We start from the raw sequence: 24884 nt of genomic DNA, 5'->3' as shown, positions 1-24884 counted from the left end.
TTGCATGTATTAGGCACGCCGCCAGCGTTCGTCCTGAGCCAAGATCAAACTCTCCATAGAAAAAGTTTGTATAAGATTGACACCAATCAATCCTACGAAATTCTTAGCTTTCATTCTTACTTGACATACTGGTTGTTTTGTTCAGTTTTCAAGGATCAATTAATTTGTCATTTTTGCGACAAGATATAATATAACACGTATCAGAATTTCTGTCAACATGTTTTTTTCTTGTTTAATATGACAACAAAAGATACTATAGCATATCTATCATTTTAAATCAATATTTTTTAATAAAATTTTTATTTCCACTTAAACTTTAGCTATATGTTTTCTGTTGACTTTAAATATTTTACTTCGCTTTCGCCAATAATGCAATAGGTAAGATGAAATTCCAGCATGTTCCATTATCAACTGAACTTTCACTCCTTCCCATCTAGTAGTTCTTAAACTGCTTTGGCATATATTTTAAACATTCCTTCTCGCTTGCTACACGCTGGAATAACCGAAATATAGTTTGGTACCTTTGTCTTATAGCTCCTTTCACCATATGATCTATTCGTTGATCATCTAAGTCCATTAGTAATTCCTCTAATTCTCGCTTTAAAACATATTCCAACTCTTTTTGCTCCATATCATTTATTAATAATCCTAACACTATGATCACCTCATCATTTATGTATCTTTTCTAAATACATTTGTATCATCTATTTTACCTACTCCAAATCACCACTTCGTATTATTTCTTCAATACTATACCCTCTTTAAACATGTCCCTATCCTTTCTATAAACTTTTTTTGAAAAAAGGACAGTGTATAGCCTTTCCACTTTTTTATAATTTATCCATAATAGCTTGTTCATATTGTGGGAATGCACTCATAGAATAAAATAAGTATGTATAGGAGGAATGATCATGCAACATTTTTATGTTCTACGTTTAAAAAGATGGAAACGTTTATCAGTTATTATATTATTCGCCTTTTTCACAGCTACCTTTCTATGGTTTGAACGGGATGGTGCCTTTTCATTATTTGATAAGAATGAGCCAGTTGCCTTAACAAAAGGGAATGCTAATGAATCCAATATCGCTCTCACCTTTAATATAAGTTGGGGAGAGGAACGACTTTCAGATATCTTGAACCAATTAGAAGAAAATCAAATACAAGCCACCTTTTTCGTTAGTGGTGAATGGGCAGAAAGGCATCCAGATTTGGTCGAACAAATAACAGATCAAGAACATGAACTGGGAATGTTAGGCTATCGATATAAAAGTTATCTTGATCAAGAACCTGAACAAGTACGAAAAGATTTATTACAAGCCAAAGAGGTATTTCGAAAGTTAGGATATGAAGATGCGAATCTCCTTCGTCCTCCACATGGACAATTTAATAAAGAGATCATTGAGTTAGCCGAAGAAATGGGTTTTGAGGTCATACATTGGAATGTGAACCCAAATGATTGGGAAAATCCCGGTACTCAAAAAATCATTGATTTTGTCATGGAGGAGACCGCTAACGGAGATATTATATTATTACACGCTTCAGACTCTGTAAAACAAACGGAAGATGCGTTAAAAACAATATTGCCAGGTTTAAAAAATAAAGGCTTTCAGTTTGTCCCGATTTCAGAGTTAATTAACCAAGCACATGCAGAATCCGAGTTAATCGAATAGAAAAACCCCCTGATGATATTGCTTCACCAGGGGGTTTACTAATTAGACTTTGTTTTGCTATTAGATTCGTTATTTGTTAAACGGTGGAGTATTAATAATTGATACGTATTACATGCTAATAACGTAATGATCATTAACCATGCATAGTCTGTCCCCTCTGCTCGTAAACCTGGTACCCATTCGATTGCTGTTATCACAACCATAAAAAATAATGCTGGAATAAAGGCACGTTGATGTGTTTCTTTTGCTTTTATCTTTGCAATAATCCAGCCATAAATAAAAATCGCTGTAGCCATTAGTATATACCAAAAAACCGAAACGTCCCCTTTTGTTGCTTGATAAGGGAAATATACCAAATCGAATACGACAAATGCGACCACTAAAACTTGTACAGTTGGCCAAAATGTCCGAAACAATCCTAAGCCTAATCGATTAATAAACAAATATGCAAAGAAGCCAGTCTGACTAACCACACTAAATACAAAACCTAGACCTAGAAAAAAAACAACTAGTCCGCTTAATTCCATTAAATTAAAGGGACTTAAGTTTTTTGCATATTCCTCAGACATTACAAAGAAACTGGTTAATAATCCTGCTACTCCACCAATCAATAATGTTTTCCAAAATAAACCGACTACTTTTCGTGTATTCAAATCAATTTCCTCCTGCGTGTATACCTCTACTGTTTTAAGAACATAGGCTATAACTACTCATGTCATCCCACTCTGTATTTTATCATGAAACGACATGTTTTTCCTTTCTGAGGCGCATATTTTTTAGGACCAAACGAATATTAAAAATAAGAGAAAGGAGGATACCGAATGGTTCGTGCGATTCTTATCTCATTCATTGGACTAGCTTTATTTATAACAGCCTGTGGTGGAGGACAAAGCACTTCAGGTGAAGATGGAGAATACGATACAACGAAAAAAATGGTCGTTGACATATTACAAACCGAAGATGGAAAAAAAGCCTTACGCGAAATATTAACGGATGAAGAAATGAAAGAAGAACTTGTTATCAATTCAGAAGTCGTAAAAAGTTCCATTTCTAATACACTTACTTCTGATAAAGGGACGGAAATGTGGTCCAAACTATTCGAGGACCCCGAGTTTGTCAAAACCTATGCCGAGTCCATTTCAAGTGAACAAAAAAAATTGATGAAGGATTTAATGAGTGACTCCGAATATCAGCAACAAATGCTTGATGTATTAAAAGATCCAAAAATGTCCGATCAGATACTATCTGTTTTAAAAGGACAGGAATTCCAATCTCATTTAGAAGAATCCATCCAGCAAACCTTAGAGACACCGACATTCCAAGCAAAAATACAAGAAATATTAATAAAAGCTGCTGAAAAGCAAGGGAGCGGTGAATCAGGTCAAGGCGGTGGTGGATCTGGAGGCGGCTCTGGCGGATCTGGTGGTGGATCTGGCGGTGGCTCCAGTTAATGTCAAAGTTACTTACTATATGTAATGAAAAAGAAGGGGTGGCAATATACTGCTCCCCTTCTTTATTACGCCACTCGATTATTCTTCCATTTTAGCAACTACTTTTGATGCGATTTTATGATATTCTTTTCCCAATGGGTGGTCTTGTTGATAAACAGAAGGTGCAAAGACATCCTCTTCTTCATATGGCTGTTGTAACGGTAACTGACCTAGTACTTTTGTTTTTAACACTTCTGCTAGCTTTTCACCGCCACCTTGTCCAAAGACATACTCTTTTTCTCCAGTCTTTTTACTTTCAAAATATGCCATATTTTCAACAACACCAAGAATTTCATGATTTGTCTTTAATGCCATTTGTCCAGCACGCGCCGCGACAAATGCAGCTGTTGGATGTGGTGTCGTCACTATAACTTCTTTACTGGTTGGTAACAGTTCATGGACATCCATTGCAATATCCCCTGTTCCTGGTGGTAAGTCTAGTAGTAAATAGTCTAAATCGCCCCACTCAACCTCTTTAAAGAAACTATTTAACATTTTCCCTAGCATTGGACCTCTCCAAATAATTGGAGAATTATCTTCTACAAAGAAGCCCATTGAAATAACTTTTACCCCAAACCGTTCAACGGGAATAATTTTTTCTCCACGAACAGCGGGCCTATTCTCAATCCCCATCATATCTGGGACACTGAACCCATATATGTCAGCATCAATAATGCCAACTTTTTTCCCAAGACGCATTAATGCCATCGCTAAGTTAACGGTAACCGTTGATTTCCCAACACCACCCTTACCACTTGCGACTGTAATAAAGTGAGGCTGTTTGGCACCACCCATTAAGGTTTCTTCTTTATCCTGGTCAGCAGCTGGCTGATACTTTTGAATAACTTCATCAGATAGTTGCTCAAAGCGCAATCCAACTGTAGTGGCACCATTTTTCTTTAAGATCCCTACTATTTCTTGCTGTAGTTGCATTTGCTCAGCTGTATTTGTTTTTCCAATTGCGACCTTTACACTAACATGTTTTTTCTCTTCTTTAATCGTAACCGATTTTACGCCACCAGTTTCTTCAAACGTTCTATGTAAAAATGGATCCTTGACAGGATTAAGTAGTTCTACAACTTCTTCTTGTGTTAACAAATTATGTCACCATCCCTTTCTAACGTCTAATGGAACTTGTCCATTCCATGATTAGCATTCACCAGTAGTATAACATAAATTATCGAAATTCTAAGTGATATGAATCATTCGGATGGTAGACACTTTAAAATAGAAAAGGACGGAAATAATTATTCTTCTGTTTCCTCAACATCCTCTGTCACATATCGTAATATTCCTTGATAGATACTTCCAGCCATTTCTAGTTGATATTCTTCTTGTTTTAAATTTTCCCGTTCTTCTTCATTTGATAGAAAACCAATTTCCACTAATGCTCCAGGAACTTCTGCATTTTTTAATAAATAAATACTATTAATAGCTAATGCCTTACGTGTCGTATTCTCTAGATTATGAGTAATTTCTGACTGGACCATTTTTGCTAAATGACGGCTTTCATCAAATTTTGGATGGTAAAATGTCTGTGCCCCACTCCATTGTGTTTGTGGGATTGCATTTAAATGTATGGTTAAAAATAAGTCTGCATTCTTATCATGAATAAAAGACAGACGATTACGAATATCCTCAGACTTTCTTTTAGATAGTCCTTCTGTTTCCTCACTTGCCAAATCCTTATCCGTCTCACGGGTTAAATAAACAAGAGCACCTGCTTGTTGCAAGTAGTCTTGTAATTTCTTCGCCACAGCTAAAGAAATATCTTTTTCCAATGTTTCATCTGCTCCAACCGCTCCACCATCTGGACCACCATGTCCGGGGTCAATAACAATCGTCTTACCTGATAGTGGAAGTGACCATGTCTCCCAGGTTGTTTCAGCCTTTTGAATCGGAAACTGAATTAAAACAACTAATAATGCCGCACCCATTACCCATAAAACAATATTGCTAACTCGTCCCATTCTCATTCGCCCCTTATCCTATGCTCTTTTTATCCTATGGGACAAGGTATGTGAATATGACTGTGGAATGGCTTGCAATATGAGATTCATTCTAATATTAAAAAATCCCCTTAACTAGGGGATTTTTACTTTTATTATTTCGTTTTATTCTTTTTCATACCAATCGAATCGGTAACTTTGACTAATGAAGATGAAAATTTTCTTGTTACATTTCCAACATCATTTACAATTTGAAACATTGGATTTAATGCTTTTAATTTTTCATTTACATCTTTTATTGTATCATTGCTTTCATGAATAAGTCCTGCAGATTCCTTAAAAACCTCATCTAACTGATCTGGTAATTGATCAACTGTTTTTTCTACCCCATGAAGAACATTTGCTAAATTGTGTAGGGCATGCGCCACAAAGATTGCTAATACCAAAAATGCTACCCCGATTATTAATACACCAATTCCTACTAAATCCATTTCCATCCCTCTTTCATCTATTTTTCATTCTTTTTCCATTTTGAATATAATAAGTAAGCTGCTTCACTCCAAACAACACTTTTTAGTAAAGAATCTGCTCTATTAGTTTTAAGCTCCTGAGCCAATTCATTCATCTTATCCTGAGAAAGCTGATTGATATGATGAAGTGCTTCACCAGTATTTTCTAATGTGTTAAATACGTCATCTGTATGCTGCAAATTATCTTCCATCTCGTCAATGATTGAGCTTGTCTCACGTACAGACTGTTTTAATTCTGGTGTTATGTATTGAAGCTGTCTTTCCGTTTTACTTAATGATTTGCTAACAGTTGTCATCATGCTCGTAACACGTCTTAATGTTACAATAATATAGCCTGTAATGATTGCAAATGCGATCGCAATTAATAATGATGCCAAATAAACGACTTCCACTGGATAACCACCTTTCTATTCCAGTTCATACCAATAAACAATTTCAGTTGATTTTATTCTACCGTAGATTGGGATAAGTTTCTATTATTTTGTTATCTCCGCTAAATTTACTTAAAAGAAGTCAGATAGAAACGTTTGCCTGTTTGGTATATGTTTGTCTAAGGCTTCAACCTGTCTTCTATCACCACTTATTAACCCGAGATTTAATAGCTCTGTTGGTCGCTTAAATCCTAATAACATCGCTGTGAGCATTTGAATGGAACAGTGAATACTGGATTTAGTGGATAACTGACGGCCATGCGTAACATTTATTACCCCTGATTGATCTAGACCATTAATATAATAGGTTCCCTCATTTTCAGGAAAAAATGGATCTGACACCTGTAACACAATAGACTGTTCTAGAGTCCCCTCAAATCGATATTGCTTTAAAAAAGCTAATACATCAACAATTCGTGCCATGAAATAGGGTTTTATTGTTTGTTCAAATCTTGGTTCATCTACTAATAATGCTAAATTATCATTTTCTGGAGCTATTAATTTTACCTCTTTAGCCATTGAATCATGATTAGCGATAAAAGTTACTAATAGCTTCCTTGCATTGACATTATGATAGATGATCTCATGGACCGTAAAAATATTATCTTTTACAGTATAAAGAAGATAACCAACAGCTTCCTTTTGTTCATTATACGCCACTACAGCATGCCTCTTATGTCTAAACACACGCTGTTCCCACCATTTTTCATCACGGACAAGCATTCCATTATAGTGCTGTGCATAAGCTGTGTATAATTCCTGCAATATATCCAGATCTTTCGTCCGTTGTACATAGCCAGTTGCATGCCATTTCTTTTTTAATGCTCCCATTGGGATAGTATACTGCTTTTCATTAAATGTATACGCCCAACCATATTGTCGATAGAATGAAAAGGAAAAAGGATGTAAAAATGATAGAAGTTGTCCATTTTCCTTCATAAATGATAATGCATGAAAAAGTAGATCTTTAACCATCCCTTGCCTGCGATACTCTGGCCAAGTTGCAACTGAGCTAATTCCGCCCATTTGTACGACTTTCCCATTTACATAACAAGGAAGTGGAATAAGATGAAGCTTTGCAGCAAGTTGCCCATCTAGCCTATAGCCCCATATTTTATGACGCCATGCTTCCTGTTTTTTCTTTTCTAATTCTCTTTCTGTTAGTTCATATTGAAAAGCATATTGCGATAGTGCAAAAATCTCATCATAATCTGAAGTATGTAAGGACTGAATTCCGTTCAATGTCATACTCCTCCTTTTCTTACCTATCATACTATAGTTTCCAAAAAAATGAAAAACTCTTTTCTTTGGAACCAGGTAAGAGGTGGGCCCTCACTAGTCAACTAGCATAACTTATCGGTTTAGAACATATGTATACAGGAGTGTGAAAAATTACGTGAGGTGAGATAACATGGATAAATCAAGAAGTAACAAAGAAAGGGTGAATGTAAATAAAAAAATAAGCAATTAGAACAATATCGCGTTATAGATACAGGTAAGCAACTTACAACCGATGAAGCCGTGAAAATTTCAAATGATGAGAACACCTTAAAAGCTGGTGACCGTGGTCCTGCATTAATGGAAGACTTTCATTTTATCGAAAAGCAGATGAATTTTGACCAGGAACGGATACCAGAAAGAGTTGTTCAAGCAAGAGGATTCGGGGCACATGGGGAATTTGAATTATATAAGTCAATGAAACAATATACCAAAGCCTGTTTTTACAAGAACCAGGGACAAAGACACCCGTATTTGTTTGTTCGGTTTTCCAAATTGCAAGGAAATAAGGGATCAAGTGATACCACACTAGGTCCACGCGGCTTTTCTACCAAATTTTATACAGCAGAAGGTAGTTACGATTTAGTAGCATTATCTTTTCCTGTATTCATTCTTAACGATGCCTTTAAATTAGCGGATGCAATACACGCGCTTAATCCAGAGCCACATAATGATATTCCACAAGCCTCAGCAGCTCATGATAATTTTTGGGATTTTGTTGCCAATAATCAAGCATCGGTTCATTTCATTATGTGGACAATGTCTGATCGACCCGCTCCCAGAAGTTGGCGAATGATGGAAGGGGACAGTATTAATACATTCCAATTTGTAAACAAGAACGGAAAGGCAATCTTTGTAAGATTTCATTGGAAGCCTGACCTTGGCGTTCATTCATTGTTAATGGAGAAAGCACTAACTATCGGCGGGAACAGCATATTATGCAAGCATTTTACTTTCAACTCGGAAAATTAAAAAGCCAATCTGTTCGCCAGCAAGTTGTTGATATGTTTGGCAGTGTTGATGAAGGGTTGGCAACTGCCATTGCTGAATATGTCGGGGTAAACCATCCAAGCAGCGTACAGGTTTCAGTTACATCAAATTCCCCAGCCCTTAGCCAAGTAAATTCACCAAAATATCCATATTCGTTAAAGGTGGGCGTTCTTGTCGGCAATGGTTTTAACGGGAAAGAGGTAAAGCATACGTCCGATATGCTTCAGGAATATGGTGTTTTTATAGATTTTATTGGTGAGAAATTTGGTACGGTTACAGGGACAGACGGCACAAAAATCAACGTTAATAACACCTTTCTAACAACGAACCCTACCTTGTATGACTCACTCTATGTCGCTGGTGGAAGTTCTGAAAACGAAGCAAAATTCAATCAGGATATTAAGAATTTTATAGGTATAGCATACAAACATTATAAACCGATTGGTGTTGCAGCAACTGCACAGACCTATATTCAAGCATCGGAGGAAAATAACTTAGCTGGAGTTGTTTTTGCAGCAAATAATCCTAACTTCAGTGAGGAGTTCGTCAAAGCTATCGCTCAGCAACGGTTTTGGAATCGAACATAGTACTGTTATGTAAAATGGCATGTATGATGTAGAAATATCCATAGAGCTAAACCTATTGAAGGTGCTTTCCCTTAATGAAATCCAATACGATCACCCACAAATCATGTGCTAATATAATCTATTCTTGCTTGCCAAGTATAAGCAAATCCTCGTTATGGCACTTTTTGCGCGTAATGAGGATTGACTTATGACCTCGGGGGGGTAGGCGCTGGAGCTGGACATGGCCTTTCCTATATAAGACAGTAATAAGGCCAACTTTTTAAACTTTCCTATATATTTAGAAAAACTCGCATTCGCTCGTCCTTTAGCGAATGTGTTTGTTTTTCTTATACTTGGGACATTAAGATTTTAGCTACGTCGAGTCCACTTCTTGGCTAAAATTTTATACTTTCCTAACGTGTAAAAAAGACCCTTCCCACATAAGTGAAAAGAGCCTTGAAACGCATAATAATTAACGTTTTGAGAATTGTGGTGCACGACGAGCTTTTTTAAGACCGTATTTTTTACGTTCTGTCATACGAGCATCACGAGTTAGATAGCCTTCGCGTTTTAATGTTGCGCGAAATTCTGGATCTGCTTCTAAAAGAGCACGTGCGACTCCGTGACGGATAGCACCAGCTTGACCAGTAAATCCACCACCATCAACATTTACTAATACATCATAAGTACCTTTTGTATCAGTAGCTTCTAATGGCTGATTTAAAATGATTTGTTGTGTTTCATATGGAAAATAGTCTTTTGCATCACGACCATTAATAACAACACGGCCTGTTCCTGGAACTAAACGTACACGTGCAGTTGATCTTTTACGACGTCCTGTACCGTAATATTGTACTTGTGCCAATGAATTAACCTCCTTTTAATTATCCACGAAGCTCATAAACTTCTGGTTTTTGTGCTTGATGATTGTGTTCAGCGCCTCTGTATACATGCAATTTCTTACCCATTTTACGGCCTAATGGACCTTTTGGAAGCATGCCTTTGATAGAAATCTCTAGCATTTGTTCTGGGTATTTTGTACGCATTTCATTTGCATTACGTTCTTTTAACCCACCTGGGTAGTTAGAATGACGATAGTATTTTTTGTCGTTCATTTTGTTTCCTGTTAATTCGATTTTTTCAGCATTAATGATGATCACGTGATCACCTGTATCTGCGTGTGGTGTATATGTTGGCTTATGCTTCCCACGAAGGATAGCAGCTACTTCACTTGACAAACGACCTAGACGTTTCCCAGCAGCATCCACAACATACCACTTGCGTTCAATATTATTTTCATTCGCCATGAAAGTTGTGCGCATGATCGGTTTCCCTCCATATTGGATATTTCATTTCTCTCGTTATTTTTATATTTCAACATAATTAGTTCCGGGGCTAATCATGGTTTAGAAATAAAATGCCATACATCATAATATACTAACCGTTTGCCAATGTCAAGTCAATCACGACATAAAGCTATTTTCAAATAGATTATTGTTTTTTATGTCGCATATTCTATATGATGCGCAGTAACTTTATTGGGATTTCAAGACATCCTTTATTACGTATGTGCTAACCCTACGCTGCGGGAAAACACTCGCTTTCCATGGGGAACGCTTCAGCCTCCTCGCGAGCAAAAAACGCTCGCTGCGGGGTCTTCAGACTGTTCCTTTTCCCATAGGAGTCTCGCATTTTCCCGCATCTTAGAATAACTTTCTGTGGAAGTAAAAAGAGCTACTTCTTGACAGATATCGCACTTTTGTCCATGGAAAAAACTAAATGTTATGTCGAAACGAATTCAAGAACTCACCCCTCCTTAAATAAGGAAAAGCGACCATCCTACGCTCCAATAATGATTGTATTAGCATTAATGATGATATTAATAAGAAATAGAACGCGAGCTGGCGAAGGAAAAACACGAAGACTCCTGCTGGATCAGTGGCCTACGTGAGACCCCGCAGTGCGGTAGCACGAGGAGGCTCACGAGACACCCGCGGTAAAGAAGACACTGTGAAAACGAATAGTTTGAACAGATGTCGCACTTATGCCCCTGATGAAAGCGAAGTGTATTTCCGTAGCGGTAATTAACAGCTAAAACAATTAGTGCGCATCATCTATCTTATATGCATGTCGTATCATACTAAAAAAGCAACAGCCTCTTAATTGGTTAAGAATAGGTAACCTTCCACAAATAAAGTCCTTGTGGTGGAACGGTATCTCCTGCCAGGCGGCGGTCCTTCTCCTCTAATATTTCTAAAGTCTCGGTAGGATCACGCTTTTCCTGACCAACATCAAGCAATAAACCTATCATAATTCGAACCATGTTATACAGAAAGCCATTCCCTCGAAAGATAATTTCTATTTCTGATCCGTATCGATTACAGGAAGCTTGATAGAGTGTACGAACTTTGCTGCCTTTTGTTGTTGCTTTTGCTGATGATAAGCTTGTAAAGTCATGTTCTCCTTCCAAGTACTGACAAGCTTCTTGCATCTTCTCGATATTCAAATCATATGGAAATTGATAGACATAATTCCGCTTAAATATATCTGGCTCTCGCTCATTTAAAATATAATACCGATATTCCTTTTCCATCACATCATATCTAGCATGGAACGAATGAGATACAATCGTTACCTGTTTGACATATACATCATTTGGTAAAAGGGTGTTTAGTGCCTGTTTCCAATTCTGATTTGATATATCGTAATGTGTGTCAAAATGAATTACTTGCCCTACTGCATGTACACCTGTATCCGTTCGACCAGAAGGGTGAATACGGACAGATGTGCCCTTATGAATCTTCTGTAATGCCTTTTCAATTTCACCTTGTACCGTCCGGTTTTTAGGCTGAATTTGAAATCCAGAGAACTGCGAGCCATCATAGCTTACTATACATTTAATCCTTGGCATCTACTCTAGCACTCCTAATATATCATGTATAATCACGTGAAATAAACAATGCGACCACAACCAATACAAAGACGATAAACGTTAACCAATCACGCTTTTTCAGTTTCAGCTCTCTTAGTTTCGTTCGGCCTTCTCCACCTTGGTAGCCTCTCGCCTCCATGGCCATTGCTAGTTCTTCGGCTCGTTTAAAAGCACTAACGAACAGTGGTACTAATAGTGGTACAACTGCTTTTGCTCTTTCTTTGATAGGGCCTGTCCGAAAATCCACTCCACGTGAGCTTTGGGCCTTTGATATTTTTTCTGTTTCTTGCATTAAGGTAGGGATAAAACGTAATGAAATCGACATCATTAAAGCGAGCTCATGTACCGGAAATTTTACTTTCTTTAATGGGTGTAACATATCTTCTATCGCATCCGTTATCTCAATTGGTGTTGTGGTCAACGTTAATAAAGAGGTAACAAGTATTAGTAAGAAAAAACGTAATGAGATCGCAAACCCTTGTATTATTCCACCTGAATATATTTCCATTACCCAAATATTGAAAACAACCGTTCCTTCTTTTGTAACAAATAAGTGCAAAATAAAGGTAAATATAATTAAAAACCATACAGGGGTTAGTCCTTTTAACACGTAACGAATCGGTACGCGAGTCATCACTAGGCTAATTAATGCAAAAAGCGTCAACACACTATAACTAATAACGGTATTAGCAAAAAAGACAATAAAAACAAAGAAAAAGATAACGGTTATTTTACTCCGTGGATCTAATCGATGGATAAGCGACTCTCCTGGCACGTATTGTCCGATGATCATAGAATTCATCACGATGATGCATCTCCTTCCATCATCTGTTGAATTGATCGTGCTAACTCTTTCATCGTTTGTCGCTCAAATGGGATTTGCTTATGAAACTTTTTTTGAAATTTCGTTAAGAACTGCACAACTTCAGGTACATCTAGCTGTACTTGTTGAAGTGCTTCTGCTTGTGTGAATACTTCTTCAGGTTTACCTTCCATATATTTCGTCCCATTGTTTAAAATAATGACATGATCCGCATACTTCACGGCATCTTCCATACTATGGGTTACCAGAATCGTCGTTAAGCCTTGGTTTTTGTGCATGTTATAAAACATATCCATCATTTCTTTTTGTCCTCGAGGATCTAATCCTGCTGTAGGCTCATCCAATACAAGGACTTTAGGTTTTGTTGCCAATACACCAGCAATAGCAACTCGACGCATCTGTCCTCCACTTAAATCAAATGGTGACCGGTTCAATAGTTCCTCTGACAGTCCAACAATTGGGGTTACTTCCCGTATACGGTGTTTTACTTCTTGAGCAGAAACTCCAAAATTTTTCGGGCCAAAAGCGATATCCTTTTCTACTGTCTCTTCAAATAATTGATGCTCTGGATATTGGAAGACAACCCCCACACGACTGCGCAATGCTTTTAAATTTTTTGGTTTCTCTTCATTGGTTAAATGATAGTCCCCAATCTGGACTTCTCCTTTGGTTGGCATGAGTAGTCCATTAAGATGTTGAAGCAGCGTGGACTTTCCAGATCCAGTGTGACCTATTACAGCAACAAACGAACCAGAAGGAATAGAAAATGAAAGATCTTTAATCGCCTCATGAGCAAATGGTGTATTCGGCTGATAGATATAGCTTACGTTTTTGAATAGAATGTCCATAAGTCCTCCAACAACTCTTCATGGTTTAGTGGTTCCTTCGTAATCTGTAGGCCTAATTGTTTTAACTCATCGGCTAATGTAGCAACAAAGGGAATGTCTAACCCAATAGCACGTATGGCTTCTTTCTGACCAAATATCTCTCTAGGTGTTGCTTCTTCCCATATAACCCCTTCATTCATTACCAGCACACGATCCGCTTGGACGACTTCTTGAAGATCATGTGTTATCGTAATTAGCGATAGTTCCTTTTGCGATTGAATACCTGTAATGGTTTGCATGATTTCTTGTCTTCCTTTTGGATCAAGCATGGCAGTTGCTTCATCCAAAATAAGGACCTTTGGTGATATGGCTAGGACACTAGCAATGGCCACACGTTGCTTTTGTCCTCCTGATAAACGATGTGGTTCTGTAACACGATAATCCTGCATCCCTACTAAGGATAATGTTTCTTCAATTCGTTTCACCATTTCCTTACGCTCAATACCGCGATTTTCCATCCCAAATGCCACATCATCCTGTACAGTTGTTCCTACAAATTGATTGTCGGGATTTTGAAAGACCATCCCTACATCTTTTCGAATATCCCATATAGAATCAGGTGTAACGGCAATTCCGTTTATAATGATTTCTCCTTCTTGAGGAAATAACAATCCATTTGTTAATTTTGCGATCGTTGATTTCCCTGAACCGTTATGACCAATGATAGCCAAAAATTCATTGTCATAGATCGTAAAAGAGCAATCTTTTAATACCCATGGTTCATTTTCCCCATATCGAAATGACACATTTCGAAATTCAACCAGTTTATGTTTCATTTCAGTTCCTCCTCTCGTCTCATCTCAACTCTCCTATAAAAAGTAGTCTTGCAGCTCACTTTTATACTTCTTACTTCACAAAAGGCCTTTTCACATAGATTATTCTATATATCTTAATGCATAGTTGATAGATAATGCGCAATAGTTTTATCTATAATTACCGCTATGGAAATACACTAGTTACTGCACATAATATAGTAACTACGAGTTGAGCAGAAACCAAATATGAGAAAAGGTTCTTACAAAAAAAGGGCTTGGATTCACCTCGTGGAAGAGACTGAATTCCTGGCCCTTTAAAGCAAATGGTTATGTTAAACTAGCTCAATGATTGCCATTGGAGCACCGTCACCTTGACGAGCACCAAGTTTGAGCACACGTGTGTATCCACCTTGTCGATCCTCATAGCGTGTAGCGATATCATTGAAAAGTTTTTGAATAACATTTTCATCTTCGTTAGCTTCTTGATTATAAAGAAATGCAGCAGCTTGACGGCGAGCATGTAAATCACCGCGTTTGCCTAATGTAATCATTTTTTCTACTACTGACTTTAACTCCTTCGCTTTTGCCTCTGTTGTCTCAATACGTTCATGAATAATTAAGTCAGATGCAAGATTGCGAAGTAAAGCCATACGGTGATCTGTAGTACGACCTAATTTTCTAGTCATAGACTATCCCTCCCTTTTTGTTCAATATCTAAAGGTGTCTCTAGCATTAATCGTCGTTTCGTAAGCCTAAGCCTAAATCATCCAGTTTCACTTTTACTTCCTCAAGAGATTTGCGGCCTAAATTACGTACTTTCATCATATCTTCTTCCGTTTTATTGGAAAGTTCTTGTACTGTGTTGATACCAGCACGTTTTAAACAGTTATAGGATCTAACAGAAAGATCAAGTTCTTCAATAGTCATTTCCATCACTTTTTCTTTTTGATCTTCTTCTTTTTCTACCATGATTTCTGTATTTTGTGCTTCATCTGTTAACCCGATAAAAATATTGAGATGTTCATTGAAGACTTTGGCACCAAGTGAAACTGCTTCTTCCGGACGAATGCTTCCATCTGTTGAAACATCCAATGTTAATTTATCATAGTTTGTGATTTGGCCGACACGTGTGTTTTCTACTTGATAGGTTACACGTGACACTGGTGTAAAGATAGAATCGATCGGAATCACACCGATTGGCTGGTCATCTTGTTTGTTCGAATCTGCTGGACGATATCCACGTCCACGTTCAGCTGTAATTTTCATATGCAAGTGGCCTTTACTATTAACTGTAGCAATAGGTAGATCTGGATTTAATACCTCTACATCACTATCATATGTTAAGTCTTGAGCCGTAACTTTTCCTTCTCCCTGGACATCTAGTTCTAACGTTTTCTCTTCGTCAGAGTAGATTTTTAGAGCTAATTTTTTCAGGTTCAAAATAACAGTTGTTACATCTTCTACCACTCCATCGATAGTAGAAAATTCATGTAATGCCCCATCAATTTGAACTGAAGTAACAGCGGCACCTGGAAGTGAGGATAATAGGATACGACGCAAGGAGTTTCCTAGAGTAGTACCATATCCACGCTCAAGCGGTTCGACGACGAACTTTCCAAATGTACCATCATCGCTGATCTCTACCGTTTCAATTTTTGGTTTTTCAATTTCGATCATTCTTAAAACCCTCCTTAAAAACGTCGAAACCCCGGTTAGACTCCAAAAGGCCTAACCGAAATTCCCCAAATAGGCAGTGGCATTTCTGCACTACTTGTATTCTTTCGTATCATCTTTCTTTGCCATGCTGTTCATTAGGTTTGTGTCGATAAAGTGGACATTTATTGTCCAGTTTACTTTTAGCTATCATAACCCATTATAGACAGGGTGACAAATTCTATACGGTACAATTAAACACGACGACGTTTCGGCGGGCGACAACCATTATGAGGTACTGGGGTTACGTCACGGATTGCTGTAATTTCTAAACCTGCAGCTTGTAATGAACGGATTGCTGCTTCACGTCCAGCACCAGGGCCTTTAACGGTAACTTCTAATGTTTTCATGCCATTTTCAACAGCTGTTTTAGCAGCTGTTTCCGATGCCATTTGTGCAGCAAAAGGTGTTGATTTACGAGAGCCTTTAAATCCAAGTGCACCAGCTGAGCTCCAGCCAATAACGTTACCTTGAACATCCGTAATGGTTACAATCGTATTGTTGAATGTAGAACGGATATGTGCTACACCAGTATCAATATTCTTTTTCACACGACGTTTACGTGTATTTGTTTTACGAGCCATTTGTAGCTTACCTCCTTCACTTTATTTTTTCTTGTTAGCCATAGTACGACGTGGTCCTTTACGTGTGCGAGAGTTGTTTTTTGTTTTTTGTCCACGGAGCGGAAGCCCACGGCGATGGCGGATTCCTCGATATGAACCAATTTCGATTAAACGTTTTACATTAAGGGATACTTCACGACGTAGATCCCCTTCAATTGTATATTCATCGACTGCTTTACGGATATTACCTAACTCATCTTCCGTAAGATCACGTACTCTTGTCTCTTCTGAAACGCCTGCTTCTGCTAAGATTTTTTGTGCAGTTGATTTTCCAATACCATAGATATATGTTAAGGAAATTACTACACGTTTATCACGTGGAATATCAATACCTGCAATACGTGCCATAGATTGGTTGCACCTCCTTTTCGTTTAGCCTTGTTTTTGCTTGTGTTTCGGGTTTTCGCAAATCACCATTACTTTACCCTTACGTTTAATAACTTTACATTTTTCGCAAATTGGTTTGACAGATGCTCTTACTTTCATCATCTTTACCTCCTTTTAGATCGGAGCTTGCTCATTATTTATAACGGTACGTAATTCGTCCCTTTGTTAAATCATATGGTGATAGTTCTACCGTTACTTTATCACCTGGTAAAATACGGATGAAATGCATACGGATTTTACCAGAAACATGTGCTAAGACCGTATGGCCATTTTCAAGCTCTACTTTAAACATTGCATTTGGCAATGTTTCTTGTACGGTACCTTCCACTTCAATTACATCGTCTTTCGCCATCGTGTTGATCTCCCTTCTTCAAATCAGTCACTACCTCACCTACAAATTTAGCTATGGCAAATCGTAATTTACCATTTGTGACACGACCAGTTTCTAGAAGGCTGTTTTGGACTTCTGGAGATATATAATCCATTACTTCAATATGATGTAGATTCTTTTTCTTTGGTCGATCATATTTACGCTTTTCTCCATCTGCTAGCAGTACAAACCGACCATCAATCACTTGCATGACAATCGCGTATTGGCCTGTATCACGTCCTTGTATAATACGAACAACTTGACCTATCCTCGGAATGGAATCCGTTTCGCTCAACAACGATCACCTTCGCCTAGGCGATTTCTACGCCTTAAAATTATAAGCACACCTTTTACATTACTCTTAACACCTTGTGTCACCTATATACCAAGCTACACAGTTAGTTGTGTTGCTTAGGATATATAATCATTTAGCTTTTGCAAAATGGTATTTTCTTGATCAGAATAATCTTGTTATTATTGTTCTAGTTTTGCCTGAATATCTTTAAATACTAGATCAATATCTTGTTCACCATTGATTGTAACGAGATATCCTTTATCATGATAGAAATCCAATAACGGCTGTGCTTGCTTTTTGTTAACCTCCAAGCGATTTTTAACCGTTTCTAGCTGATCATCTTCTCGTTGGATTAACGCCGAACCATCTTTATCACACTTCCCAGCCTCTTTCGGTGGGTTATAAATAACATGATAAGCTTTACCACATGTTGGACAAATTCTACGCCCCGTTAGACGCTCCACTAATTTTTCCTCTGGTACATCGACATGTAACACATAATCAATCGATTCGCCTAGCTCTTGTAAGATAGTTTGTAAGGATTCTGCTTGTTGAATTGTCCGAGGAAATCCATCCAATAAAAATCCTTTTTCACAATCATCTTTTGCAAGACGCTCTTTCACAATACCGACTGTTACTTCGTCAGGAACAAGGTCACCTTGATCCATATACGCCTTTGCTTTTTTACCAAGTTCGGTTCCATCTTTAATAGCCTGACGGAACATATCACCTGTTGAAATATGAGGGATGTTATATTTCTCGCTAATTTTCTCAGCCTGTGTACCTTTACCAGCACCAGGTAAACCCATCAAGATTAAATTCACAACTTTCCCCTCGCTCTCATTGGTGGACTTACTTAATAAATCCTTTATAATGTCGTTTTACTAGTTGACTTTCTAGTTGCTTCATTGTTTGTAATGCCACACCTACAACAATTAGTAAGCTTGTGCCACCGATTTGCACTGCTTGTGGTAGGTTGGCCAATCCACCTAATAGTATTGGTAGTACAGAAACAGCTGCTAAGAAGATCGATCCAACAAATGTTAAACGATACATTACTCGGGTAAGATATGTTTCTGTGTTTTTTCCTGGTCGAATCCCTGGAATATATCCACCTTGCTTTTGTAGGTTCTCTGCCATTTGTTCAGGGTTCACTTGAACAAATGTATAGAAATACGTAAAGGCAATAATTAATGCCACATAAATGACCATTCCAATTGGTTGTGTATAATCAAAGATCATTTCAACCGTTGAGGCAATGTTACTACCTTCAAAGAAGCTTGCAATCGTTCTTGGTGCAATAATAAATGCAATCGCAAAGATTACTGGAATAACCCCTGCAGCATTTACTTTCAACGGAAGATGGGTAGAATGACCACCTACTGGAGAACGGTTAACAAGTTTTTTAGCATATTGAATTGGTATTTTACGCAACGCTTGTTGTATAAAGATAACACCAACCGTTACTGCAACAACCACCAATGCAATTAACAAGACAATAATAATGTTAATAAACAACTCATCACCAGGGTTTACAAAATACTGGCTATATAGTTGTTGAACTCCATTTGGGACAGCTGCAACAATACCAGCAAAAATTAAAATGGATATACCATTTCCTACACCGTTTGCTGTAATTTGCTCACCAAGCCACATTAAAAATGTCGTTCCACTTGTTAGTACAATTGCAATAATTAAGAACTTCATTACGTTAGGATCTTGTATTAATAAGCCTCCTGCCATCGCATTAAACCCAATTGACATAGCGATCGCTTGAATGAAGGCTAAGACAACTGTACCATAACGAGTTACTTGAGCAATTTTTTTACGACCCATTTCACCTTGCTTTTTCCACTCAGTGAATTTAGGTACTACATCCATTTGCAACAATTGCATGATAATCGAGGCAGTGATGTATGGCATAATCCCCATCGCGAAAATGGAGAAGTTTTGTAATGCACCACCACCAAATGTGTTTAAAAAGCCGAACACATTTTGCTGGTTCATAAAATCAATTGCTTCCTTATCTGTATATGGTACAGGAATGAAAGTGCCTAGACGGAAAACAATCAACATAAGTAATGTGAAAATGATCTTCCGTCTAATATCACCTATGCGCATAAAATTGGAGATTGTGCGGAACATTAAATCACCTCTGTTTTACCGCCCGCTGCTTCAATTGCTTCTTTCGCTGAAGCAGAGAACTTATGAGCTTTTACTGTTACTTTTTTATCGACGTTACCATCACCAAGTACTTTAATTCCAGCCTTGGTTTTCTTTACGACACCTTCTTCTAGCAATAGCTCAGGGGTGATTTCTGTGCCGTCTTCAAAACGATTAAGCGCATCTAAGTTCACAATTGCAAATTCTTTACGATGAATATTGGTAAATCCACGCTTAGGCAAACGTTGGAATAATGGCATTTGGCCACCTTCAAAACCTGGGCGTGTGCCTCCACCTGAACGTGCTTTTTGCCCTTTATGTCCTCTTCCAGAAGTTTTACCGTTACCAGAAGACATTCCACGGCCTACACGATTACGATTTTTACGAGTTCCTTCTGATGCCTTTAGTTCATGAAGTTTCATGTTTGCACCTCCTCTTTACGCTTTGTTTATATTACACTTCTTTTACCGTTACGAGATGAGATACTTTATCAATCATACCGCGAAGGGCTGGCGTATCTTCACGTACTACGGATTGGTGAATTTTTTTAAGACCTAGTGTTTCTACTGTTTTACGTTGTGCTTCTTTTCTCCCGATAACACTGCGCGTGAGGGTGATTTCTAATTTTTTAGACATAGTGTTTCCCTCCTTATCCTAACAGTTCTTCTACGGATTTTCCACGTAGTTTTGCTACATCTTCTGCACGTTTTAAATTCGAAAGTCCATTTAGCGTAGCACGTACCATGTTAATAGGTGTGTTTGACCCAAGTGATTTAGTTAAAATATCACCTACACCAGCTAATTCAAGTACCGCACGAACTGGACCACCAGAGATAACTCCTGTACCTTCTGTTGCTGGTTTCATTAAAACGTTTCCTGAACCATAGCGTCCATGAATTTCGTGTGGAATAGTCGTTCCTACGATAGGAACCGTAATTAAGTTTTTCTTTGCATCATCAATAGCTTTTTTAATCGCTTCTGGTACTTCAAGTGCTTTCCCTGTACCGAAGCCTACATGACCATTTTTATCACCAACCACTACTAATGCAGCGAAACGGAAACGTCGACCACCTTTCACTACTTTAGCAACACGGTTAATCGTAACAACACGTTCTTCCAAATCTAATTTGTTCGGATCAATGTGATTATTCATCTAAAAGGTTCCCTCCTTTATCTATTAAAATTCTAAACCTGCTTGGCGAGCAGCATCTGCTAATGCTTTTACACGACCATGATAAAGGTAGCCTCCACGATCAAACACAACTGATTTATAACCTTTATCTTGGGCACGTTTTGCAATTAATTCTCCGACTTTTACAGCAGCTTCTGTATTACTAGTAGACTCAACATTAATATCTTTATCTACCGTAGAAGCACTTGCTACTGTTGTTCCATTCATGTCATTAATAAGTTGAACATAAATGTTTTTATTTGAACGGTACACATTTAGACGTGGACGCTCTTCAGTGCCGAATAAGTTTTTACGAACGCGTGTATGTCTTCTTTTGCGTACTTCATTTTTGTCAGGCTTTGTGATCATCTAGGTCACTCCTTTCTACTCCCTAACTAACCTTATTTAGCAGTTTTACCTTCTTTGCGACGAACATATTCATTTGCATAACGAATACCTTTTCCTTTATAAGGTTCAGGTGGACGAATAGCTCGGATGTTGGCTGCAACAGCACCAACCAATTCTTTATCGATTCCCTTTACGATGATTTGGGTATTTTTTGGAACATCAATTTCAATACCATCTTGTGGTTCGATTTCAACTGGATGTGAATAACCAGCGTTAACCACAACTTTATTACCTTGTTTTTGTGCACGATATCCGACACCATTAATTTCTAGGTTTTTCTCAAAACCTTTATGAACACCTTCAACCATATTACCAATAAGGCTACGAGTAGTTCCATGTAATGAGCGGTGTGCTTTATTATCACTAGGACGCTCAACAGTTAGAACGTTATCTTCAATTACAATTTTCATATCTGAATGAAATTCTCTAGTCAATTCCCCTTTAGGGCCTTTTACTGTAACAGTGTTGTCATTAAGTTTAACTTCTACACCGTCTGGAATTTCTACCGGTTTTAGACCTATACGTGACATTCCATGCACCTCCTGTCTTAAAAATGTTAATTACCAAACATATGCTAGAACTTCGCCACCAACAGCTTGAGAACGTGCTTCTTTATCAGAAAGAACACCATTAGATGTTGATACGATTGCAATTCCTAAGCCATTTAGTACACGAGGTACTTCATCAGCTTTTGCATAAACACGTAGTCCTGGCTTACTAATACGTTTAATACCTGTAATTACTCGTTCATCGTTTGCACCGTACTTAAGGAAAATACGCAGAACACCTTGTTTATCATCTTCAATGAATTCATAATCACGTACAAATCCTTCACGTTTAAGGATATCAGCGATTTCTCTTTTAAGTTTAGAAGCCGGAAGCTCTAACTTATCATGGCGCACCATGTTAGCATTACGAATACGAGTTAGCATATCTGCAATTGGATCTGTCATAACCATTAATCATTACCTCCTTCCCAAATCGGGGTTTACCAGCTTGCTTTTTTGACACCAGGAATTTGACCTTTATAGGCAAGTTCACGGAAACAAATACGGCAAAGTTTAAATTTGCGGATCACAGAGTGCGGACGACCACAACGTTCACAACGTGTATATTCACGTACTTTGAATTTTTGGTCTCGCTTCTGTTTTGCGATCATTGATTTTTTAGCCACAATTTTCCCTCCTTCTATTAGCTCTATTGCTTATTTTTGGAAAGGCATGCCTAGCTGAGCTAAAAGTTCACGAGCTTCTTCATCAGTATTGGATGTTGTTACAATAACGATATCCATACCACGAACTTTATTGACTTTATCGTAATTAATCTCTGGGAAAATTAGTTGTTCTTTCACACCCAATGTATAGTTTCCACGACCATCAAATGCTTTCTTGGAAATACCACGGAAGTCACGTACACGTGGTAGTGAAACGGCAATTAATTTTTGTAAAAACTCATACATACGCTCTCCACGTAAAGTAACCTTTGCACCAATTGGCATTCCTTCACGTAGACGGAATCCTGCAATAGACTTTTTCGCGCGTGTAATCGTTGGTTTTTGACCAGAAATTAATGAAAGTTCTTCTACAGCATTGTCTAATGCCTTAGAGTTTTGCACTGCATCTCCAACACCCATGTTGATGACAATTTTTTCGATTGCTGGAGCTTGCATTACAGAATCATAGTTGAATTTTTTCATCAAAGATGGTAGTACTTCATCTTGATATTGGCGTTTTAAATCATTCATTATGTCGCCCTCCTTTCACCTGCAGACTATTTATCTAATGCTTCACCAGATTTTTTTGCAATACGTACTTTCTTTCCATCCCGAACTTCATATCCAACTCGTGTTGGCTCACCAGATTTTGGATCAATTGGCATTACGTTAGAAACGTGAATAGGTGCTTCTTGGTTAAGAATTCCACCTTGTGGATTATCTTGTGATGGTTTTGCATGTTTTTTGATCATGTTAATTCCTTCTACAAGAACACGTTCCTTTTTTGGATAAGCTTCTAAAATGGTACCTTCTTTACCACGGTCTTTTCCTGTAATCACTTTTACTTTATCACCTTTTTTTACATGCATGCTTTACGCACCTCCTTACAAGGTCAAATCTTTCGCTTTATAGAACTTCTGGAGCTAGAGATACGATTTTCATGAATTTTGCATCACGTAATTCACGCGCAACTGGTCCGAAGATACGTGTGCCTCTTGGACTTTTATCATCACGGATAATTACGGCAGCATTTTCATCAAAACGAATATATGATCCATCTTTACGGCGTACACCAGATTTTGTACGAACGACTACAGCTTTAACTACTTCACCTTTTTTAACAACGCCTCCTGGTGTTGCTTGTTTCACCGTACAAACGATAACATCACCAATATTAGCAGTTTTACGTCCTGATCCACCTAATACTTTGACAGCCAAAACTTCTCGTGCACCAGAGTTATCTGCAACCTTTAAGCGAGTTTCTTGTTGAATCATACGCTTGAGACCTCCCTTCGCATCTTTATACGCGAATCTTTAATTATATAATTACCGCTTCCTCAACCACTTCTACTAAACGGAATCGTTTGGTAGCTGAAAGGGGACGAGTTTCCATGATGCGAACAACATCACCGATTTTAGCTTGGTTATTTTCATCATGTGTTTTAAACTTTTTAGAATATTTAACACGTTTCCCATATAATTTATGGAATTTATACGTTTCTACCAAAACGGTAATGGTCTTATCCATTTTATCTGATACAACACGGCCTGTGTATACTTTACGATTTTGACGTTCACTCATTTTGAGGCTAACCTCCTCTCATCAATTAGTTATTTACGCTTAACTCACGTTCACGTACAACTGTTTTAAGACGGGCAATAGATTTTTTTACTTCACGGATACGTGCAGTATTTTCTAATTGACCAGTTGCAAGTTGAAAGCGTAAATTAAATAGTTCTTCTTTTAAAGATTTTACCTTTTGTTCAATTTCGGCAGTGGTTAGTTCTCTAATTTCATTAGCCTTCATTGATTTCACCACCAATTTCTTCACGTTTTACGAATTTCGTTTTAATCGGTAGTTTATGAGAAGCAAGACGCAACGCTTCACGTGCAACTTCTTCTGATACACCAGCGATTTCAAACATAATTTTTCCTGGTTTTACTACTGCTACCCATCCTTCAGGAGCACCCTTACCAGAACCCATACGAACCTCTAGAGGTTTTGCAGTGTATGGCTTATCAGGGAATATTTTAATCCAAACTTTACCGCCACGTTTCATGTAACGAGTCATTGCAATACGAGCTGCCTCAATTTGACGGCTTGTGATCCAAGAAGATTCAACTGCTTGTAGACCGTACTCACCAAATGCTACTGTAGTACCGCCTTTCGCTTGACCTCTCATGCGACCACGATGTTGTCTACGATATTTTACACGTTTAGGCATTAACATAATGCATT

39 protein-coding genes and 1 rRNA gene are annotated in these 24884 nt (G+C 37.9%); 4 read left to right on the top strand and 36 right to left on the bottom strand.

The window, feature by feature from the left end:
• Positions 1-60: ribosomal RNA gene (locus GHC26_RS14565) — 16S ribosomal RNA — on the bottom strand; the annotation flags it as partial.
• 373 nt (positions 61-433) lie between these two features.
• Complete coding sequence (locus tag GHC26_RS14560) at positions 434-655, bottom strand: hypothetical protein (RefSeq protein ID WP_163971985.1); 222 nt, start codon at positions 653-655, stop codon at positions 434-436.
• A gap of 256 nt (positions 656-911) precedes the next feature.
• Between GHC26_RS14560 and pdaB the strand changes: the two genes are divergently transcribed.
• A complete protein-coding gene (gene pdaB, locus GHC26_RS14555; protein ID WP_163971984.1) occupies positions 912-1670 on the top strand; it encodes a polysaccharide deacetylase family sporulation protein PdaB in 759 nt (252 codons plus the stop codon).
• A 38-nt stretch (positions 1671-1708) separates the two neighbouring features.
• Here pdaB and GHC26_RS14550 read toward each other — a convergent pair whose 3' ends face one another.
• On the bottom strand, positions 1709-2323 hold the full coding sequence (locus GHC26_RS14550; protein ID WP_163971983.1) for a KinB-signaling pathway activation protein: 615 nt from the start codon (positions 2321-2323) through the stop codon (positions 1709-1711).
• A 168-nt stretch (positions 2324-2491) separates the two neighbouring features.
• Here GHC26_RS14550 and gerD point away from each other — a divergent pair, with 168 nt between their 5' ends.
• Positions 2492-3121 (top strand): spore germination lipoprotein GerD, encoded by a 630-nt coding sequence (gene gerD / locus GHC26_RS14545; protein ID WP_163971982.1) that lies wholly within the window; start codon positions 2492-2494, stop codon positions 3119-3121.
• A gap of 78 nt (positions 3122-3199) precedes the next feature.
• On the opposite strand, the gene GHC26_RS14540 is transcribed toward gerD, so the two are convergent.
• The 5 genes from GHC26_RS14540 to GHC26_RS14520 form a co-directional block, all read right to left on the bottom strand.
• The gene (locus GHC26_RS14540) at positions 3200-4258 is read right to left on the bottom strand and encodes an Mrp/NBP35 family ATP-binding protein (protein ID WP_163971981.1); all 1059 of its coding nucleotides are present in this window, start codon (positions 4256-4258) and stop codon (positions 3200-3202) included.
• 149 nt (positions 4259-4407) lie between these two features.
• Positions 4408-5130 (bottom strand): N-acetylmuramoyl-L-alanine amidase CwlD, encoded by a 723-nt coding sequence (cwlD, locus tag GHC26_RS14535; protein ID WP_163971980.1) that lies wholly within the window; start codon positions 5128-5130, stop codon positions 4408-4410.
• A gap of 134 nt (positions 5131-5264) precedes the next feature.
• Complete coding sequence (locus GHC26_RS14530; RefSeq protein ID WP_163971979.1) at positions 5265-5600, bottom strand: DUF948 domain-containing protein; 336 nt, start codon at positions 5598-5600, stop codon at positions 5265-5267.
• A gap of 17 nt (positions 5601-5617) precedes the next feature.
• On the bottom strand, positions 5618-6031 hold the full coding sequence (locus GHC26_RS14525; RefSeq protein WP_163971978.1) for a DUF948 domain-containing protein: 414 nt from the start codon (positions 6029-6031) through the stop codon (positions 5618-5620).
• Positions 6032-6142: 111 nt separating this feature from the next.
• The gene (locus tag GHC26_RS14520; RefSeq protein ID WP_226376955.1) at positions 6143-7312 is read right to left on the bottom strand and encodes a GNAT family N-acetyltransferase; all 1170 of its coding nucleotides are present in this window, start codon (positions 7310-7312) and stop codon (positions 6143-6145) included.
• Between the two features lie 279 nt (positions 7313-7591).
• Here GHC26_RS14520 and GHC26_RS15980 point away from each other — a divergent pair, with 279 nt between their 5' ends.
• Complete coding sequence (locus GHC26_RS15980; protein WP_226376954.1) at positions 7592-8320, top strand: catalase; 729 nt, start codon at positions 7592-7594, stop codon at positions 8318-8320.
• Positions 8287-8925 carry a DJ-1/PfpI family protein gene (locus GHC26_RS15975; protein WP_226376953.1) on the top strand — a complete coding sequence of 213 codons (639 nt, stop codon included), beginning with the start codon at positions 8287-8289 and terminating at the stop codon, positions 8923-8925. The genes GHC26_RS15980 and GHC26_RS15975 overlap by 34 nt, the downstream gene beginning before the upstream one ends.
• Before the next feature lie 451 nt (positions 8926-9376).
• Here the strand turns inward: GHC26_RS15975 and rpsI are convergent, their stop codons facing one another.
• The 28 genes from rpsI to rplP form a co-directional block, all read right to left on the bottom strand.
• Complete coding sequence (rpsI, locus tag GHC26_RS14510) at positions 9377-9769, bottom strand: 30S ribosomal protein S9 (RefSeq protein WP_163971976.1); 393 nt, start codon at positions 9767-9769, stop codon at positions 9377-9379.
• A 19-nt stretch (positions 9770-9788) separates the two neighbouring features.
• Positions 9789-10226, bottom strand: coding sequence for a 50S ribosomal protein L13 (gene rplM, locus GHC26_RS14505; protein WP_163971975.1), 438 nt, complete (start codon positions 10224-10226; stop codon positions 9789-9791).
• Between the two features lie 845 nt (positions 10227-11071).
• Complete coding sequence (gene truA, locus GHC26_RS14500) at positions 11072-11815, bottom strand: tRNA pseudouridine(38-40) synthase TruA (protein WP_163971974.1); 744 nt, start codon at positions 11813-11815, stop codon at positions 11072-11074.
• Positions 11816-11837: 22 nt separating this feature from the next.
• Positions 11838-12641 (bottom strand): energy-coupling factor transporter transmembrane component T family protein, encoded by an 804-nt coding sequence (locus GHC26_RS14495; protein WP_163971973.1) that lies wholly within the window; start codon positions 12639-12641, stop codon positions 11838-11840.
• The gene (locus tag GHC26_RS14490) at positions 12638-13507 is read right to left on the bottom strand and encodes an energy-coupling factor ABC transporter ATP-binding protein (RefSeq protein WP_163971972.1); all 870 of its coding nucleotides are present in this window, start codon (positions 13505-13507) and stop codon (positions 12638-12640) included. Before GHC26_RS14490 ends, GHC26_RS14495 begins: the two co-directional genes overlap by 4 nt.
• Positions 13483-14322, bottom strand: a complete 840-nt coding sequence (locus GHC26_RS14485) for an energy-coupling factor ABC transporter ATP-binding protein (protein ID WP_163971971.1) — start codon at positions 14320-14322, stop codon at positions 13483-13485. Before GHC26_RS14485 ends, GHC26_RS14490 begins: the two co-directional genes overlap by 25 nt.
• A 311-nt stretch (positions 14323-14633) precedes the next feature.
• Positions 14634-14987, bottom strand: coding sequence for a 50S ribosomal protein L17 (gene rplQ / locus GHC26_RS14480; protein WP_163971970.1), 354 nt, complete (start codon positions 14985-14987; stop codon positions 14634-14636).
• Positions 14988-15033: 46 nt separating this feature from the next.
• Positions 15034-15978, bottom strand: coding sequence for a DNA-directed RNA polymerase subunit alpha (locus tag GHC26_RS14475; RefSeq protein ID WP_163971969.1), 945 nt, complete (start codon positions 15976-15978; stop codon positions 15034-15036).
• Positions 15979-16208: 230 nt separating this feature from the next.
• Positions 16209-16598 (bottom strand): 30S ribosomal protein S11, encoded by a 390-nt coding sequence (gene rpsK / locus GHC26_RS14470; RefSeq protein WP_163971968.1) that lies wholly within the window; start codon positions 16596-16598, stop codon positions 16209-16211.
• Positions 16599-16619: 21 nt separating this feature from the next.
• Positions 16620-16985, bottom strand: coding sequence for a 30S ribosomal protein S13 (gene rpsM / locus GHC26_RS14465; protein WP_163971967.1), 366 nt, complete (start codon positions 16983-16985; stop codon positions 16620-16622).
• 24 nt (positions 16986-17009) lie between these two features.
• Positions 17010-17123 carry a 50S ribosomal protein L36 gene (gene rpmJ, locus GHC26_RS14460; RefSeq protein WP_010095733.1) on the bottom strand — a complete coding sequence of 38 codons (114 nt, stop codon included), beginning with the start codon at positions 17121-17123 and terminating at the stop codon, positions 17010-17012.
• Between the two features lie 34 nt (positions 17124-17157).
• Complete coding sequence (gene infA / locus GHC26_RS14455; RefSeq protein ID WP_163971966.1) at positions 17158-17376, bottom strand: translation initiation factor IF-1; 219 nt, start codon at positions 17374-17376, stop codon at positions 17158-17160.
• The gene (locus GHC26_RS14450; RefSeq protein WP_163971965.1) at positions 17354-17689 is read right to left on the bottom strand and encodes a KOW domain-containing RNA-binding protein; all 336 of its coding nucleotides are present in this window, start codon (positions 17687-17689) and stop codon (positions 17354-17356) included. Before GHC26_RS14450 ends, infA begins: the two co-directional genes overlap by 23 nt.
• A 179-nt stretch (positions 17690-17868) precedes the next feature.
• The gene (locus tag GHC26_RS14445; RefSeq protein WP_163971964.1) at positions 17869-18513 is read right to left on the bottom strand and encodes an adenylate kinase; all 645 of its coding nucleotides are present in this window, start codon (positions 18511-18513) and stop codon (positions 17869-17871) included.
• A 28-nt stretch (positions 18514-18541) separates the two neighbouring features.
• Positions 18542-19834 carry a preprotein translocase subunit SecY gene (gene secY / locus GHC26_RS14440; RefSeq protein WP_163971963.1) on the bottom strand — a complete coding sequence of 431 codons (1293 nt, stop codon included), beginning with the start codon at positions 19832-19834 and terminating at the stop codon, positions 18542-18544.
• The gene (gene rplO / locus GHC26_RS14435; protein ID WP_163971962.1) at positions 19834-20274 is read right to left on the bottom strand and encodes a 50S ribosomal protein L15; all 441 of its coding nucleotides are present in this window, start codon (positions 20272-20274) and stop codon (positions 19834-19836) included. Before rplO ends, secY begins: the two co-directional genes overlap by 1 nt.
• A 31-nt stretch (positions 20275-20305) precedes the next feature.
• On the bottom strand, positions 20306-20488 hold the full coding sequence (rpmD, locus tag GHC26_RS14430) for a 50S ribosomal protein L30 (protein ID WP_163971961.1): 183 nt from the start codon (positions 20486-20488) through the stop codon (positions 20306-20308).
• A 13-nt stretch (positions 20489-20501) separates the two neighbouring features.
• Positions 20502-21005 carry a 30S ribosomal protein S5 gene (gene rpsE, locus GHC26_RS14425; RefSeq protein ID WP_163971960.1) on the bottom strand — a complete coding sequence of 168 codons (504 nt, stop codon included), beginning with the start codon at positions 21003-21005 and terminating at the stop codon, positions 20502-20504.
• Between the two features lie 24 nt (positions 21006-21029).
• On the bottom strand, positions 21030-21392 hold the full coding sequence (rplR, locus tag GHC26_RS14420; protein ID WP_163971959.1) for a 50S ribosomal protein L18: 363 nt from the start codon (positions 21390-21392) through the stop codon (positions 21030-21032).
• Between the two features lie 32 nt (positions 21393-21424).
• On the bottom strand, positions 21425-21961 hold the full coding sequence (gene rplF, locus GHC26_RS14415; RefSeq protein WP_163971958.1) for a 50S ribosomal protein L6: 537 nt from the start codon (positions 21959-21961) through the stop codon (positions 21425-21427).
• Positions 21962-21991: 30 nt separating this feature from the next.
• Entirely contained in the window at positions 21992-22390 is a 399-nt protein-coding gene (gene rpsH / locus GHC26_RS14410) for a 30S ribosomal protein S8 (RefSeq protein ID WP_163971957.1), read from the bottom strand.
• 29 nt (positions 22391-22419) lie between these two features.
• Positions 22420-22605, bottom strand: coding sequence for a type Z 30S ribosomal protein S14 (locus tag GHC26_RS14405; protein ID WP_153729912.1), 186 nt, complete (start codon positions 22603-22605; stop codon positions 22420-22422).
• Positions 22606-22635: 30 nt separating this feature from the next.
• Positions 22636-23175, bottom strand: coding sequence for a 50S ribosomal protein L5 (rplE, locus tag GHC26_RS14400; RefSeq protein WP_163971956.1), 540 nt, complete (start codon positions 23173-23175; stop codon positions 22636-22638).
• Between the two features lie 26 nt (positions 23176-23201).
• Positions 23202-23513: a 50S ribosomal protein L24 gene (rplX, locus tag GHC26_RS14395; RefSeq protein WP_163971955.1), complete on the bottom strand. Its 312-nt coding sequence runs from the start codon at positions 23511-23513 to the stop codon at positions 23202-23204.
• A gap of 37 nt (positions 23514-23550) precedes the next feature.
• Positions 23551-23919 carry a 50S ribosomal protein L14 gene (rplN, locus tag GHC26_RS14390; protein WP_163971954.1) on the bottom strand — a complete coding sequence of 123 codons (369 nt, stop codon included), beginning with the start codon at positions 23917-23919 and terminating at the stop codon, positions 23551-23553.
• A gap of 43 nt (positions 23920-23962) precedes the next feature.
• Positions 23963-24226, bottom strand: a complete 264-nt coding sequence (gene rpsQ / locus GHC26_RS14385; protein WP_163971953.1) for a 30S ribosomal protein S17 — start codon at positions 24224-24226, stop codon at positions 23963-23965.
• A gap of 25 nt (positions 24227-24251) precedes the next feature.
• Positions 24252-24452 (bottom strand): 50S ribosomal protein L29, encoded by a 201-nt coding sequence (gene rpmC, locus GHC26_RS14380; protein WP_163971952.1) that lies wholly within the window; start codon positions 24450-24452, stop codon positions 24252-24254.
• Entirely contained in the window at positions 24442-24876 is a 435-nt protein-coding gene (gene rplP / locus GHC26_RS14375) for a 50S ribosomal protein L16 (protein WP_163971951.1), read from the bottom strand. The genes rpmC and rplP overlap by 11 nt, the downstream gene beginning before the upstream one ends.
• Positions 24877-24884 lie beyond the last annotated feature (8 nt).

Origin of the sequence: Oceanobacillus halotolerans, from assembly GCF_010993955.1 — a bacterium.
GTDB classification, from domain to species: domain Bacteria; phylum Bacillota; class Bacilli; order Bacillales; family Amphibacillaceae; genus Oceanibacillus_A; species Oceanibacillus_A halotolerans.
This window is presented reverse-complemented; position numbering and strand designations above follow the sequence as displayed.

Coding starts and splice junctions, on each gene's coding strand:
- pdaB (WP_163971984.1), top strand. CDS start 912: ATGCAACATTTTTATGTTCTACGTTTAAAAAGATGGAAACGTTTATCA.
- gerD (WP_163971982.1), top strand. CDS start 2,492: ATGGTTCGTGCGATTCTTATCTCATTCATTGGACTAGCTTTATTTATA.
- cwlD (WP_163971980.1), bottom strand. CDS start 5,130: ATGGGACGAGTTAGCAATATTGTTTTATGGGTAATGGGTGCGGCATTA.
- GHC26_RS14530 (WP_163971979.1), bottom strand. CDS start 5,600: ATGGATTTAGTAGGAATTGGTGTATTAATAATCGGGGTAGCATTTTTG.
- GHC26_RS15975 (WP_226376953.1), top strand. CDS start 8,287: ATGCAAGCATTTTACTTTCAACTCGGAAAATTAAAAAGCCAATCTGTT.
- rplM (WP_163971975.1), bottom strand. CDS start 10,226: ATGCGCACAACTTTCATGGCGAATGAAAATAATATTGAACGCAAGTGG.
- truA (WP_163971974.1), bottom strand. CDS start 11,815: ATGCCAAGGATTAAATGTATAGTAAGCTATGATGGCTCGCAGTTCTCT.
- GHC26_RS14490 (WP_163971972.1), bottom strand. CDS start 13,507: ATGGACATTCTATTCAAAAACGTAAGCTATATCTATCAGCCGAATACA.
- GHC26_RS14485 (WP_163971971.1), bottom strand. CDS start 14,322: ATGAAACATAAACTGGTTGAATTTCGAAATGTGTCATTTCGATATGGG.
- rplQ (WP_163971970.1), bottom strand. CDS start 14,987: ATGACTAGAAAATTAGGTCGTACTACAGATCACCGTATGGCTTTACTT.
- GHC26_RS14475 (WP_163971969.1), bottom strand. CDS start 15,978: ATGATCGAAATTGAAAAACCAAAAATTGAAACGGTAGAGATCAGCGAT.
- rpsK (WP_163971968.1), bottom strand. CDS start 16,598: ATGGCTCGTAAAACAAATACACGTAAACGTCGTGTGAAAAAGAATATT.
- rpsM (WP_163971967.1), bottom strand. CDS start 16,985: ATGGCACGTATTGCAGGTATTGATATTCCACGTGATAAACGTGTAGTA.
- rpmJ (WP_010095733.1), bottom strand. CDS start 17,123: ATGAAAGTAAGAGCATCTGTCAAACCAATTTGCGAAAAATGTAAAGTT.
- infA (WP_163971966.1), bottom strand. CDS start 17,376: ATGGCGAAAGACGATGTAATTGAAGTGGAAGGTACCGTACAAGAAACA.
- secY (WP_163971963.1), bottom strand. CDS start 19,834: ATGTTCCGCACAATCTCCAATTTTATGCGCATAGGTGATATTAGACGG.
- rplO (WP_163971962.1), bottom strand. CDS start 20,274: ATGAAACTTCATGAACTAAAGGCATCAGAAGGAACTCGTAAAAATCGT.
- rpmD (WP_163971961.1), bottom strand. CDS start 20,488: ATGTCTAAAAAATTAGAAATCACCCTCACGCGCAGTGTTATCGGGAGA.
- rpsE (WP_163971960.1), bottom strand. CDS start 21,005: ATGAATAATCACATTGATCCGAACAAATTAGATTTGGAAGAACGTGTT.
- rplR (WP_163971959.1), bottom strand. CDS start 21,392: ATGATCACAAAGCCTGACAAAAATGAAGTACGCAAAAGAAGACATACA.
- rplF (WP_163971958.1), bottom strand. CDS start 21,961: ATGTCACGTATAGGTCTAAAACCGGTAGAAATTCCAGACGGTGTAGAA.
- rpsH (WP_163971957.1), bottom strand. CDS start 22,390: ATGGTTATGACAGATCCAATTGCAGATATGCTAACTCGTATTCGTAAT.
- rplE (WP_163971956.1), bottom strand. CDS start 23,175: ATGAATGATTTAAAACGCCAATATCAAGATGAAGTACTACCATCTTTG.
- rplX (WP_163971955.1), bottom strand. CDS start 23,513: ATGCATGTAAAAAAAGGTGATAAAGTAAAAGTGATTACAGGAAAAGAC.
- rplN (WP_163971954.1), bottom strand. CDS start 23,919: ATGATTCAACAAGAAACTCGCTTAAAGGTTGCAGATAACTCTGGTGCA.
- rpsQ (WP_163971953.1), bottom strand. CDS start 24,226: ATGAGTGAACGTCAAAATCGTAAAGTATACACAGGCCGTGTTGTATCA.
- rpmC (WP_163971952.1), bottom strand. CDS start 24,452: ATGAAGGCTAATGAAATTAGAGAACTAACCACTGCCGAAATTGAACAA.
- rplP (WP_163971951.1), bottom strand. CDS start 24,876: ATGTTAATGCCTAAACGTGTAAAATATCGTAGACAACATCGTGGTCGC.